Annotated in this window: 8 protein-coding genes and 1 pseudogene; 5 read left to right on the forward strand and 4 right to left on the reverse strand. The window is 62.0% G+C overall.

The genetic code is table 11. The annotated features are described in order from the left end of the window. Window positions 1-10: 10 nt before the first annotated feature. The 3 genes and pseudogenes from treS to AYR47_RS21160 all read left to right on the forward strand — a co-directional run bounded on the left by treS (window position 11) and on the right by AYR47_RS21160 (window position 6,826). Window positions 11-3,373, forward strand: a complete 3,363-nt coding sequence (gene treS, locus AYR47_RS21150) for a maltose alpha-D-glucosyltransferase (protein ID WP_061436711.1) — start codon at window positions 11-13, stop codon at window positions 3,371-3,373. Then, window positions 3,370-5,607 (forward strand): 1,4-alpha-glucan branching protein GlgB, encoded by a 2,238-nt coding sequence (gene glgB, locus AYR47_RS21155; RefSeq protein ID WP_061436712.1) that lies wholly within the window; start codon window positions 3,370-3,372, stop codon window positions 5,605-5,607. Before treS ends, glgB begins: the two co-directional genes overlap by 4 nt. A gap of 51 nt (window positions 5,608-5,658) precedes the next feature. Beyond that, window positions 5,659-6,826, forward strand: a pseudogene (locus AYR47_RS21160) (diguanylate cyclase). A 3-nt stretch (window positions 6,827-6,829) separates the two neighbouring features. Here AYR47_RS21160 and AYR47_RS21165 read toward each other — a convergent pair. From AYR47_RS21165 to AYR47_RS21175, 3 genes are all read right to left on the reverse strand, one after another. Beyond that, on the reverse strand, window positions 6,830-9,010 hold the full coding sequence (locus tag AYR47_RS21165) for an ATP-binding protein (protein WP_061436713.1): 2,181 nt from the start codon (window positions 9,008-9,010) through the stop codon (window positions 6,830-6,832). A 152-nt stretch (window positions 9,011-9,162) separates the two neighbouring features. Continuing rightward, a complete protein-coding gene (locus tag AYR47_RS21170) occupies window positions 9,163-10,014 on the reverse strand; it encodes a CAP domain-containing protein (RefSeq protein WP_028615957.1) in 852 nt (283 codons plus the stop codon). An 81-nt stretch (window positions 10,015-10,095) separates the two neighbouring features. Then, the gene (locus tag AYR47_RS21175) at window positions 10,096-11,310 is read right to left on the reverse strand and encodes an MFS transporter (RefSeq protein WP_061436714.1); all 1,215 of its coding nucleotides are present in this window, start codon (window positions 11,308-11,310) and stop codon (window positions 10,096-10,098) included. Window positions 11,311-11,422: 112 nt separating this feature from the next. On the opposite strand from AYR47_RS21175, the gene AYR47_RS21180 reads away from it, so the two are divergent. Together AYR47_RS21180 and AYR47_RS21185 are read left to right on the forward strand one after the other, a co-directional pair. Further along, window positions 11,423-12,331, forward strand: coding sequence for a LysR family transcriptional regulator (locus AYR47_RS21180; RefSeq protein WP_033901473.1), 909 nt, complete (start codon window positions 11,423-11,425; stop codon window positions 12,329-12,331). A 20-nt stretch (window positions 12,332-12,351) separates the two neighbouring features. Beyond that, complete coding sequence (locus AYR47_RS21185) at window positions 12,352-13,020, forward strand: GNAT family N-acetyltransferase (protein ID WP_061436720.1); 669 nt, start codon at window positions 12,352-12,354, stop codon at window positions 13,018-13,020. A gap of 20 nt (window positions 13,021-13,040) precedes the next feature. Here AYR47_RS21185 and AYR47_RS21190 read toward each other — a convergent pair whose 3' ends face one another. Further along, window positions 13,041-13,418 (reverse strand): COG4315 family predicted lipoprotein, encoded by a 378-nt coding sequence (locus AYR47_RS21190; RefSeq protein ID WP_016980326.1) that lies wholly within the window; start codon window positions 13,416-13,418, stop codon window positions 13,041-13,043. Between the last annotated feature and the right edge of the window lie 76 nt (window positions 13,419-13,494).

The raw sequence follows: 13,494 nt of genomic DNA on the forward strand, positions 1-13,494 counted from the left end.
GGAGTTTCCAATGGCGAAGAAACCCAACGCTGCCACCTTCATCAAAGACCCGCTCTGGTACAAGGACGCGGTGATCTACCAGGTTCACGTCAAATCCTATTTCGACTCCAATAACGACGGTATCGGTGATTTTCCCGGCCTGATCGCCAAGCTCGACTACATCGCGGACCTGGGTGTAAACACCATTTGGCTATTGCCGTTCTACCCCTCGCCACGTCGCGACGACGGCTATGACATTGCCGAATACCGTGGCGTGCACAGCGACTACGGGACCCTGGCCGACGCCAAGCGCTTTATTGCCGAGGCGCACAAGCGCGGGCTGCGGGTGATCACCGAGCTGGTGATCAATCACACCTCCGACCAGCACCCCTGGTTCCAGCGCGCTCGCAAGGCCAAGCCCGGCTCGGCGGCGCGGGACTTCTACGTGTGGTCGGATGATGACCAGAAATACGACGGCACGCGCATCATCTTCCTCGATACCGAGAAGTCCAACTGGACCTGGGACCCGGTCGCCGGCCAATACTTCTGGCACCGTTTCTATTCCCACCAGCCCGACCTCAACTTCGACAACCCCCAGGTGATGAAAGCCGTGTTGTCGGTGATGCGCTACTGGCTGGACATGGGCATCGACGGCCTGCGCCTCGACGCCATCCCGTACCTGATCGAGCGCGACGGCACCAACAACGAGAACCTGCCTGAAACCCACGACGTGCTCAAGCAGATCCGTGCTGAGATCGACGCGCATTACCCGGACCGCATGCTATTGGCCGAAGCCAATCAGTGGCCGGAAGACACCCAGCTCTACTTTGGTGACAAAAAGGGCGACGACGGCGATGAGTGCCACATGGCCTTTCACTTCCCGCTGATGCCGCGCATGTACATGGCCCTGGCCCAGGAAGACCGCTTCCCGATCACCGATATCCTACGGCAGACCCCGGAGATTCCGGCCAACTGCCAATGGGCGATCTTCCTGCGCAACCACGATGAGTTGACCCTGGAAATGGTCACCGACAAGGAGCGCGACTACCTGTGGAACTACTACGCCGCTGACCGCCGGGCGCGGATCAACCTGGGCATTCGTCGCCGTCTTGCGCCATTGATGGAGCGTGATCGTCGCCGTGTCGAGTTGCTCAACAGCCTGTTGCTGTCGATGCCTGGCACGCCGACCCTGTACTACGGCGATGAGATCGGCATGGGCGATAACATCTATCTCGGCGACCGCGATGGCGTACGCACGCCGATGCAATGGTCCATCGACCGCAACGGCGGTTTTTCCCGCGCCGACCCGGCCAGCCTGGTACTGCCGCCGATCATGGACCCGCAATACGGCTACCAGTCGGTGAATGTCGAGACTCAGGCCCAAGACCCGCATTCGCTGCTGAACTGGACCCGGCGCATGCTGGCGGTGCGTAAGCAATCCAAGGCGTTCGGCCGTGGCAGCTTGAAAATGCTCTCGCCGAGCAACCGCCGCATCCTGGCCTATACCCGTGAATTCACCGGCGAAGACGGACGCAACGAAATCATCCTCTGCGTGGCCAACGTGTCGCGCAGCGCCCAGGCGGCCGAGCTGGACCTGTCGGCATTCGCCGGCATGGTGCCGGTGGAGATGTTGGGCGGTAATGCTTTCCCACCCATCGGCCAGCTGAATTTCCTGCTGACCCTGGCGCCTTACGGGTTCTATTGGTTTGTGCTGGCGCCGGAAAACCAGATGCCGAGCTGGCACGTGGAACCCGCCCAGAGCATGCCGGACTTCACTACATTGGTATTGAAAAAACGCATGGAAGAATTGCTGGACGAACCCTGCCGCGCATCCTTGGAACAGACCGCACTGCCGGCCTGGTTGCCCAAGCGCCGTTGGTTCGCCGGCAAGGACACGGCCATCGACAGCGTGCGCATCGCCTACGGTGTGCGCTTTGGCGATCCCCAGCATCCTGTGTTGCTCAGCGAGCTTGAAGTGACGGCCGGTGGCCAGGTCAGCCGTTATCAGTTGCCGTTCGGCTTCCTCGGTGAAGACCAGTTCACCAGCGCCTTGCCGCAGCAATTGGCCTTGGCCCGTGTACGCCGAGTGCGTCAGGTGGGGTTGGTGACTGATGCCTTTAGCCTCGAACACTTTATCCGCGCCGTCATCCAGGGTTTGCAGGCGGGCACCGTGCTCAACACCAACGAAGGCGAGCTGCGCTTTGCCGCCACGCCGCACCTGGCCAAGCTGCAACTGACGGATGAGTCCGAAGTGCGTTACCTGTCTGCCGAGCAGTCCAACAGTTCGGTGGTGGTGGGTGAAAGCCTGGTGCTCAAACTGATCCGCAAAGTCGCTTCCGGCGTGCACCCGGAACTGGAGATGAGCGCCTACCTGACCGCTGCCGGCTACCCAAACATCTCGCCGCTGCTGGGCTCGATGGTGCGCCATGATGCCCAAGGGCAGGACAACCTGCTGATGATTGCCCAGGGCTACCTGAGCAACCAGGGCGACGCCTGGAGCTGGACCCAGAACAACCTGGAACGGGCGATTCGCGACGAGCTGGCCGAAGCCATCTCCGAACAGGAACAGCACTACAACGCCCTGGGCGAGCTGGCGGATTTTGCCGGGTTGCTCGGCCAACGCCTGGGTGAAATGCACCTGGTACTCGGCGCGAAAACCACCAACAAGGACTTCAAGCCCGAAGTCACCACGGCCAAGGACACCCAGGCCTGGGCCAAGGACGTCGGCGCGCAGCTGGACCGCGCGTTGCAGTTGCTCAAACTGCATCAAAGCCAATTGAACCCGGCCGATCAAGCGCTGGTCAGTGATTTGCTGGCGCAGAAAAAAGCCATCGCCAGTCATGTACAGGCCTTGGCAAAAGCCACGGCGGGCGGCTTGCGTATTCGGGTGCATGGTGACTTGCATTTGGGCCAGGTGCTGGTGGTGAAAGGCGATGCCTACCTGATCGATTTTGAAGGCGAACCGGCGCGGCCCTTGCACGAACGCCGCGGCAAGCACAGCCCGTATAAAGATGTGAGCGGCGTGTTGCGCTCGTTCGACTACGCGGCGGCCATGGCCTTGAATGTGCAAGGGGTGGATCACTCGCCCGAAGCGGCGGTGTCGCGTAAGCGCGTCACCGATCGCTACCTGAAAGAAGCGCGTCAGGCATTTATCCAGGCTTATCAGTCAGCTACGTCTACACTGGCGCATGACTGGCAGGACGCCAAGGGCCAGGACGCTGCGCTGACGTTGTTCAGCCTGGAGAAGGCCGCGTACGAAGTGGCCTACGAAGCAGAGAACCGTCCGACTTGGTTGCCGGTGCCCCTGCAAGGGTTGCACGGTTTACTGAGCGGGATTGCTTCTATAAAGGAAGCACCTATATCTAAAACTGCACGCGGTGGGGAGACGTCATGAGCTTTACACATAAAGAACCGCTGCAACCGAAATTGACAGCATTGCCGGCGTCCAAGGACGTCGAAGCGCTGGTACGCGCCGAACACCACGACCCGTTCTCGATTCTCGGGCCACACGATGATGAGCATGGCGGCCAGTTTATCCGTGCGTTCCTGCCCGAAGCCTTGAGCGTCCAGGTGCTGGCGCGTGACAGCGGCGAACAGATCGGCAGCCTCGACGCGACCCAGGTGCCGGGCCTTTTTGTCGGGCACTTCCAGACGCGCCAGGCGTATCTGCTGAAAATCCAGTGGGCCGGGGGCGAGCAGATCACCGAAGACCCTTACAGCTTCCAGCAACTGTTGCTCGGTGAAATGGACCTGTACCTGTTCGCCGAAGGCAATCACCGCGACCTGGGCAGTTGCCTGGGCGCTCAGGTGACCAGTGTCGACGGCGTGCAAGGTGTGCGCTTTGCCGTGTGGGCACCGAATGCGCGGCGGGTCTCGGTGGTGGGCGACTTCAATGTCTGGGACGGTCGCCGGCATCCGATGCGTCTGCGCCATCCTTCCGGTGTGTGGGAGATCTTTATCCCACGCCTGCAGCCGGGTGCGGCCTACAAGTACGAAGTGCTCGGCGCCAATGGGATCCTGCCGCTCAAGGCCGACCCCGTCGCGCTGGCCACTCAATTGCCGCCGGACACGGCTTCGAAGGTTGCCGAGCCGTTGCAGGTGGATTGGCAAGACCACGAATGGATGCAGTCGCGGGTCGAGAAGCAGAAGACCACCGCGCCGCTGTCGATCTATGAACTGCACGTGGGCTCCTGGCAGGCCGAGCTGGACGAGGCGGGCGAAGTGGCGCGTCAGTACAACTGGCGCGAACTGGCCGAGCGCCTGATTCCTTACGTGCAGCAACTGGGGTTCACCCACATTGAATTGATGCCGATCATGGAGCACCCGTTCGGCGGCTCGTGGGGCTATCAGGCCTTGTCACAATTCGCACCCACGGCACGCTTCGGTTCGCCGCAGGATTTTGCCTATTTCGTCAACGCGCTGCACCAGGCGGATATCGGCGTGATCCTCGACTGGGTGCCGGCGCATTTCCCCACCGACACCCACGGCCTGGCGCAATTCGACGGCACCGCGTTGTACGAATACGCCAACCCGCTGGAAGGTTTCCATCAGGATTGGGACACGCTGATCTACAACCTGGGCCGCACCGAAGTGCATGGCTTCATGCTGGCCTCGGCGTTGCACTGGCTTAAACACTTCCACATCGACGGGCTGCGCGTGGATGCCGTGGCCTCGATGCTCTACCGCGACTATTCACGCAAAGCCGGCGAATGGGTGCCGAACCGCCATGGTGGCCGCGAAAACCTCGAAGCCATCGACTTTTTGCGTCACCTCAACGATGTAGTCGCCATCGAGGCCCCCGGTGCCCTGGTGATCGCCGAAGAATCCACCGCCTGGCCCGGCGTCAGCCAGCCGACCCAGCAGGGCGGCCTGGGGTTCAACTACAAATGGAACATGGGCTGGATGCACGATTCCCTGCATTACATCCAGCAGGACCCGGTGTACCGCGCCCATCACCACAACGAGCTGAGCTTTGGCCTGGTCTACGCCTGGTCCGAGCGTTTCATCTTGCCGATCTCCCACGATGAAGTGGTGCACGGCAAGCATTCGCTGATCGACAAGATGCCTGGCGACCGTTGGCAGAAGTTCGCCAACCTGCGGGCTTACCTGGCGTTCATGTGGATGCACCCCGGCAAAAAGCTGTTGTTCATGGGCTGCGAATTCGGCCAATGGCGGGAGTGGAACCATGACCAGCAACTGGATTGGTACCTCCTGCAGTACGCCGAGCACAAAGGCGTGCAGAAGCTGGTAGGTGACTTGAACCGTCTATATCGCGAAGAACCGGCCCTGCATGAACAGGACGACGCCCCTCAGGGCTTCCAGTGGCTGATCGGTGACGACGCGATCAACAGCGTCTACGCCTGGCTGCGCTGGAGCAAGGACGGCAAGCCCGTGCTGGTGGTGGCCAACTTCACCCCGGTGCCGCGCGAAGGTTATAAAGTCGGCGTGCCGTTCAGCGGGCGCTGGAGCGAGGTGATCAACAGTGACGCCGAGATGTACGCAGGCTCCAATTACGGTAATGGAGGCGAGGTAATCACCCAGGATGAGCCGCACCATGGGCAGGCGGTGTCGCTGTCGTTGAATCTTCCGCCGCTGGGCGTGCTGATTCTGCGCCCGGAACCGCTTTAAAGGCTCTACCGTGCTGGATTCTGTTGTCCGCACTACTGGCAGGGTGCCACAATGGCGCCTTTGTCGTGGCAGTCGAATCAGGCGAATTTCATGAATGGCCTTGGGCGTGGGCAGGACCAGGATTGCTTTATAGAGGAGCAGGTGCGAACCGACCGTTTGCACCAGTTGTTCCGGCAGTCATTTGCCGCGATTTTTGGCAGTTATCTGGCTGCGGTGATGCTCTGCTGGCTGTGCTGGGACCGGTTTGACCATCAGGTCATCCTGGTCTGGCTGGTGGTATTGGCGGCGACTTCCCTGTTTCGCATCAAAATGTTCATGGAATGGTTTCGCTGTCCCAATGCCGAGCGCACGCCGGATCGTTGGGAACGCCGCTACTGGGTCACGTTGATGCTGTCTGCCGGAACCTGGGGAATCGGCGCGTTGGCGGTCATGCCCACCGATGACCGGCTTTCCCAGGTGCTGGTGATGCTGTTTACCGTGGGCATGTCAGTCAGCGCAGTCTCCTGTTACTCGGGCCTACCGCTATATGACGCTCGCCTCCATGGCCGTGGTGCTGTTGCCGTGCACGCTGTGGCTGCTGTTCCAGCCGTCCTCGATGCAAGTGGGCGTGGCCATTGCGGTCCTGGTGTTTTCCACCTTTGTGGTGAGTGCCACGCGCAAGCTGTCGGATGCCTTGGAAAAGGCCTTCCGCCTGACTCGCCAGATGGAACGTGCCCACAACATTTCTACCCGCGCCGCACAGACCGACGAACTCACCGGCCTGATGAATCGCCGTGCCTTCTTCGAACATGCCCAGGTGTTGTACGCACAATGCCGTCACAATCATCAGCCGTTGTGTGCGTTGATGATGGACATGGACCACTTCAAGGAAATCAACGACACCTACGGTCACCAGGCCGGTGACCAGGTGCTGCGCCAGATTGGCGGGGTGATCAGTGCTTCGTTCCGCCAGGCCGATGTGTACGGGCGCTTGGGTGGCGAGGAGTTTGCGGTGTTGTTGCCCAATACGTCACTGGAAACCGCACGGGACATTGCCGAGCAGTTGATCAAAGCCATCTCGGGCCTGGCCTCCGAGCCGGTGCATGGCTTGACCGCCAGCCTCGGCGTGGCGTCCACCCATACTCAGGACCAAGACCTGCACGGCCTGATGAACACCGCTGACAAAGCGCTGTATCGGGCCAAGGCCCAGGGCCGCAATCAGGTGGCAGTGGCCGAGTAGGACTCAGGGCATCGCTCTGGCGAGTGCCCGTGCGACCTGGTCGGCGGAGTAGGGCTTGGGCAGGAACTCGAACCCTTCATAACCACTCTCGGCCAGTTCCTCGCTGTAGCCGGAGGTGAGCACCACCGGCAAATCCGGGCGCCGTTGGCGCAGCACCTTGGCCATGGCCACGCCGGTCATGCCGGGCATTACCACATCGGAAAACACCCCGTCAAACGCCAAGGCATCCGCGCCGGCCAATGCGAGCGCCTGTTCCGCATCGGTGGCCCAAGTGGTGCGGTAACCCAGGTCCTGCAAGATCTGGTTGGCGAAGCGGCCCACTTCAAGGTTGTCTTCCACGATCAGGATATGGCGCAGCGCTATGTCCTGAACTGGCAAGGGATCTTGCAAGCTTTGTTCTTGGGCTATTACCGGCGCCGCCACCTCCGGCAGGTACAAGGTAAATACCGTTCCTTGTCCCAGTTCGCTCGCCACGTCGACGTTGCCACCGGACTGCTTGGCAAAGCCAAATACCTGGGATAACCCCAGCCCAGTGCCTTTGCCCACGGCCTTGGTGGTAAAGAACGGTTCGAAAATGCGTTCGACTGTGTCGCCGGGAATGCCGCTGCCGGTGTCGGCCAGGGCGATGCTCACAAAGGGCTGGCGGCTCTCTTCATCGCCACGGATGCGCGGCAGGGTGTCCACCGTGGCCACGCGCAAGGTGAGGGTGCCTTGCCCGTCCATGGCGTCCCGGGCGTTCAGGGCGATATTGATCAACGCGGTTTCAAACTGGCTGGCGTCGACGCGCACATGGCAAGGACGCTCAGGCAATTGCACCTGCACATGGATGCGCGCGCCGGTGACGCTTTCGAGCATTTCGCCGATATTCTTGACCCGCAGGCCTGCATCGAAGACTTCCGGGTTGAGCGGTTGGCGTCGGGCGAAGGCGAGCAGTTGGCTGGTGAGTTTGCTCGCACGCTCGACAGTGTCGGAAACGGCGCTCATATAGCGTTGACGCCGTTCTTCGGACAGCCCCGGTTGGCGCAGGAAGTCCACCGACGAACGGATGATGGTCAACAGGTTGTTGAAGTCATGGGCCACGCCGCCAGTCAGTTGGCCGATGGCTTCCAGCTTCTGGGACTGGCGCAACGCAGCTTCCGCCTGGGTGAGGGCGAGGGTGCGCTCCTGTACCCGTTGTTCCAGGGTGGCATTCAGCTCGGTGAACGCCGCCAGGCCCTCGCGTACGGCGGCGTCGGCGCGGACTCGCTCGATGTGCGCCCAAGAGCGTTCGGTGACTTCCCCCACCAGCGCCAGGTCATAGGGCGACCAGACTCGCGCCGTCTTGTGGTGCACCGCCATCAACGCGGTCAAGCGGCCGTCCTTGATCAGCGGGAAGCACACGGTCGCCAGCGCGCCCAGGGCTTGGTAGCTGGCGGCATCCTCCGGCGCGAACTCGGCGCGGTTGTCCTGCACCACCAGCGGTTCTCCGGCACGCAGCTGCTGCACGGCCCGCGCGCCGAACGACGCCAGGCTGTAGCGCCCGACGATGCTCGGTGAGCCCGGCGCCGCCCAGTTGCCGCGAATGGTAAAGCCGTCTTCGTCGGCGTCCATGTCGGCGTAGGCGCAATTGGAGACCTGCAAGTGCCCGGCCAGCAAGCGTGTGGTGGTGGACATGATGCTTTCGGCGTCGGTGGCATTGGCCACGGCGCTGCCCACCGCGTCCAACACCGCCAGGCGGCGGTTGAGGAATACGGTGGCGGTGGTTTCGGTGACGGTATCCAGCATCCCCACCACCTTGCCCAGAGGGTCGCGGATGGGGCTGTAGCAAAAGGTGAAGTACGCCTGTTCGAGACCGGCGCCGCGCTCGATCAACAGCGGGTAGTTCTCGATATAGGTGGCGTGCCCTTCAAAGGCGGCCTGGGCAATCGGGCTGACTTCGGCCCAGACTTCACGCCACACCTCATTGAACGGACGGCCCAGCGCATAGGGTTTGTCCCCGAGAATGGGGATGAAGGCGTCGTTGTACAGCATGGTCAACTGCGGCCCCCAGGCAATGGACTGAGGGAAGCTTGAGGCAAAGCACAATGCGACGGTGGTCTTGAGCACATCCGGCCACTGTTCCAGCGGTCCCAGGGGCGTATTCGACCAGTCATGCTGGCGAACCCGCTCAGCCATATCGCTGCTGCTTTGCAGCCAATTCATCATTGCAAGAACACCTTGTACGCTACGGTCTGTTTAACGCCTGAAAGGGGCGGCCCAACAAGCAACAGACCGGAATGCCGGCTGGCAGTTCAGCGCGATTATCCCGGTGATAGCAATTTGATGCACTATCCATTTGGATAGCTTTACAGGCGCGTTTATTGCGCGCCGAAAACCCCCGTCCAGTAGATCCCGGCATCACTCTTAGGGTCCATGGCATACGCCGCGCCCAGCTCACGAAATTGCGGGTTCATCAGGTTGGCGCAATGGCCGGGACTGGCGAGCCAGCCGTCGACAACCTTGCGCGGCGTATCCAGGCCGGCGGCGATGTTTTCACCGATGTTCTTCGCGATATACCCGGCCAGTTCGGCGCGATCCCCAGGGGTGCGGCCGTCGTGGTCGAGGTGATCGAAGAAGTTGCCGTTGGCCATGTTGCGCGTGTGGCTGTTGGCGGCGCCGGCCAGGTCGTCATTCCAGGACAAGGGCGTGGTGGCCGTGAACGCCTGGGTGCCGCACTGGCGCGGTTGTGAACGCGCAGTGTTGATCAGGTTGAGCAGTTGCTTGCCTTCGGTCTGCCAATCGCCCAGGCCACTGGTGAGCAGTGGTCGAGCGAGCACGATGCGCCAGTCCTGGCCGCTGTTACTCACGCCGATATCGACAAATTGCGGGTCCAGCACCACGCGGCAGAAGCTTTCGCGCACGGCCTTCATGGCCGCCTGGGCATCCTTGGGCCCGGACAGGCTGATGGCCTGCACGTTGACCATCGGGTACGCAGCCCGCGCCAGCGCCTGCTGCAGGTCGCCAACGTTGGTGGCTGGCAGCACCAGTCGCGTATCGCTGGCCAATGGCGGCAGTTCCTGGGAACCCTGGTCGCCGCAGCGTTGCACCTGGCTGCGGTATTGGTTGATCTGTTGTACCAACTGACTTTCTTCATTCGCCATCGCGCTGGCGCAGAACACCGTAGTGGCGGCCAGCGTCGTAAGACCCATCATCAATGACAGAACGCGCATGGACGTTACCCTTGAGCTTGAAAGTGCCCATGATGCGCGATGTAACCCGGTCTGGTGCAACGCCTTTTTTGTTTTTTTGCCTCAATGGGTGTTCTGCAGGGGGTTGAAGGCGTTAAAGCGGCGCCATGCCATCACGCATGCCAGCAGGATCATGGCCAGTGCGACGCCGAACGTTGCGTGCAGGCCAAAGGCAATGGATTGGGGGAGGGCACGGGTGACGTCCGGGCTGGCCCAGGCAAATACCGCCCCCAATGCCCAGGCGCCGACAATCAGCCCGAGATTGCGTGACAGGTTCAGCAGGCCCGAGACCGTGCCGCGCCGCGCGGGCTCTACATCAGTCATCACGGCGGTGTTGTTGGCGGCCTGGAACAGGCTGTAGCCGGTGGTCAGGATCACCAGTGCGCCCAGATAGGCGAACAGGCCCGACGCGCAGGACAACAGCAGCGCGCCACAGGCCATCAGGCCCAGGCCGGACAGGGTCATGCGTTGGCTGCCGAGGCGGTCGGTGAGCCTGCCGGCCGGAACACCGCTGATGGCCGCGACGCAGGGCCCGACCGCCATGGCCAGGCCCATCCACTCGGGATCGAGCCCCAGGCCTCGGGACAAATAGAACGGCCCCACCACAAAAGTGGCCATGATCACGGCGGCCACCAGGGCACTCATGATCAGGCCAGTGCGCAATGACGCATCGTTTAATGATGTCCAGAAACTCGAGTCGGCGGGGGATGCTACGTGGGGCCGATCTGCCGGCAAATAGCGGTAGGCAAGGGCGATGGCCATCCCTCCCAACGGCACGCCAATCAGGAAAATCGCGCGCCAGCCCCACACACTCAGCAATACACCGCCGACACTGGGTCCCATCGCGGTACCGACGGCCGACATCGTGCCCAGCAAGCCCATCACGCGGCCGGTACGCTCTTTAGTGACGGTGTCACCGACCATGCCCAGGGCCATCGCCATCATCACGGCCGCACCCAGGCCTTGCAGGACGCGTGCTGCAACCAGCCATGCCAGAGACGGCGCCATGCCGCACAGCCCGCACGCCACGGCGAACAACAGCAATCCGGCGAGCAACAACCGCCGCCGTCCGAACCGGTCGCCCAGGCGTCCGGCACTCACAATCACTGCCGTGATCGCCAACAGGTAAGCCAGCACCACCCACTGCACGGCGTGGAATGAGGCATCAAACGCCTGCGCCAGGCTGGGCAGGCTGACATTGGCGATGCTGGTGCCCAGCGAGGCGAGCAGCATGGACAGGGACAGGCTGATGAGGCTGCCGCGTGAAGAGATAGACATGGAAAATCCTTGAGTAAAGACAACTGTCTCAAATCTACGGCGTCGCGTAACATGGCGGAAGACGCATGAGTTGCAGTTAATAGATGCATGCAACGCCTTATAAGGAGTGCCGATGCCCGATCTCAACCTGCTGATCACCCTGGATGTGCTGCTCGCCGAAGGCAGTGTCGCGGCGGCGGCCAAACGCCTGCGCCTGAGCCCTTCGGCCATGAGCCGTGCGCTGGCCCGATTGCGCGAGACCACCGGCGATCCCTTGCTGGTGCGCGCCGGTCGCGGCCTGGTGCCCACGCCCAGGGCGGTGGCGTTGCGTGAGCAGGTCAGCCGCTTGGTGCAGGACGCCAATGCGGTGCTGCGCCCTGTGCAATCGTTGGACATGGCCCAGGTGGCGCGCACTTTCACCCTGCGCACCAGCGAAGAGTTCGTCGAAAACTTCGGCCCGGCGCTGCTGGCCCGCATCGCAGAGGAGGCACCCGGTGTGCGGCTGCGGTTCATCAATAAAACCGACAAGGACAGTACCCTGCTGCGTGAGGGCAGCGTCGACCTGGAAACCGGTGTGGTCGACCCCACCGCCAGCCCGGAAGTGCTGACCCAGGCGCTGTTTCGCGATCGCCTGGTCGGTGTGGTGCGCAGTGGCCATCCCCTCAGCCAGGGTGAGGTCAGCGTTGAACGTTACGCCGCAGGCCAGCACGTCTACGTGTCCCGGCGCGGCCAGGACCGGGGCCAGATCGATGACTTACTTCAAGCTCAGGGCCTCACGCGACAGATCAATACCGTGGTCGCCGGTTTCGCCACCGCCATCGCCTTGGCCCGCGACACCGACCTGATCGCCAGCGTGCCCGAACGCTACACGACCCACCAACGTGCGGGCCTGCACAGCTTTGCATTGCCGTTGGCATTGCCCACCTTCAGCGTGTCGATGCTCTGGCACCCCAGGCTGGATGCCGACCTGGCCCATCGCTGGTTGCGCGGATGTTTGCGTGAGGTGTGCGCACTGCAACAGGTACAATCGCCGCTGCCTTGACGCTAAACCCAGGAATTTGCATGTTCAGCCTTACCCGCTACACCACGCCGTGCCCCGAGCCCATCAACGCTCAGATCCTGCAGATGGTGGTCGACAACCTCGCCGACATCAGCAGCGTGGCGCTACCGCCGAGCAACCTGCTGTACAACATCTACCAGTACTCCGTTGGCTTTGAGGTGCACCTGTACCTGGAAGCGCTGAATGGTGCCAAGGGCATTGCCGTCGAGTTGGTGGTGGCGATGGAAGAGGAAAAGCTGATCGGCTTTTGCCTGTACCTGCCGGTGAAGGACGATCCCGAAGCCTGCGGTATCGCGTTCATGGCGGTGCAGGTCGGCTACCGGCGCCAGGGTGTGGCGCGCGCAATGATGGGTGACGTACTGAGTCGTTATCCCCATGCGGAGTTGGCGTGTTCAATTGAGAAAGTGCCGGCGTTCGAAGGCATGGGCTTCCAAGTGCGCGGCGTGCGCGGCACCCAGGTGCTGATGAACACACGGGACTACGGCACGGAGGGCTTGATGGGCGTTCTGGATGTGGCGGCGATCTACCGCTCATTGGAGGTGCGGCAGATTCATACCTACCTGCTGCAAAAGCATGGCAAGCGCGCCATGGTGGATGCCGAGAAGCAACGGGATCGGCACCTTGATCAACTGGCGCGCAAGGTGCAGATGTTTGTACAGAAGCGGGGCTGAACGACAGCCCCGCACTGACCTTATGGCTTGGCCAGGTTCCAGTTACCGCCAACGCCGTCACCGGTGATGTCGCCAGGCTTGCTGTCCTTGACCCAGGTGTACAGCGCCTGGCCCTTGTAGGCCCATTGCTTGCTGCCGTCGTCACGGGTGATCACGGTGTAGCCGTCCGCATCCTTCGCTGCCGCCGAGGCGGTGAACGCTGGCCAGTTGGCCAGGCACTGGCCGTTGCACACGGACTTGCCGGCGCTGTCTTTGGCGAAGGTGTAGAGGGTCATGCCTTTGCTGTCCACCAGCACTTTACCCTTGGCGCTGTCGGCCACCTTGGCCGGGGCGGCGAAGGCCATGGAGGAGGCGCAGGCGATGACGACGGCAGCCGCGAGGGAGAATTTTTTCAGCATGACGAACTCCTGGTATTTATAGGTTTGAGTACTGGCGTTGTGCTGTATTCACACGCCGTACTCAGGTAAACACCCG

Origin of the sequence: Pseudomonas azotoformans (assembly GCF_001579805.1) — a bacterium.
Classification (GTDB): domain Bacteria; phylum Pseudomonadota; class Gammaproteobacteria; order Pseudomonadales; family Pseudomonadaceae; genus Aquipseudomonas; species Aquipseudomonas azotoformans_A.

Bases quoted from the DNA above. Each gene is read 5' to 3' on its own strand.
- treS (WP_061436711.1), top strand. From the start codon at position 11: ATGGCGAAGAAACCCAACGCTGCCACCTTCATCAAAGACCCGCTCTGG.
- glgB (WP_061436712.1), top strand. From the start codon at position 3,370: ATGAGCTTTACACATAAAGAACCGCTGCAACCGAAATTGACAGCATTG.
- AYR47_RS21165 (WP_061436713.1), bottom strand. From the start codon at position 9,010: ATGATGAATTGGCTGCAAAGCAGCAGCGATATGGCTGAGCGGGTTCGC.
- AYR47_RS21170 (WP_028615957.1), bottom strand. From the start codon at position 10,014: ATGCGCGTTCTGTCATTGATGATGGGTCTTACGACGCTGGCCGCCACT.
- AYR47_RS21175 (WP_061436714.1), bottom strand. From the start codon at position 11,310: ATGTCTATCTCTTCACGCGGCAGCCTCATCAGCCTGTCCCTGTCCATG.
- AYR47_RS21180 (WP_033901473.1), top strand. From the start codon at position 11,423: ATGCCCGATCTCAACCTGCTGATCACCCTGGATGTGCTGCTCGCCGAA.
- AYR47_RS21185 (WP_061436720.1), top strand. From the start codon at position 12,352: ATGTTCAGCCTTACCCGCTACACCACGCCGTGCCCCGAGCCCATCAAC.
- AYR47_RS21190 (WP_016980326.1), bottom strand. From the start codon at position 13,418: ATGCTGAAAAAATTCTCCCTCGCGGCTGCCGTCGTCATCGCCTGCGCC.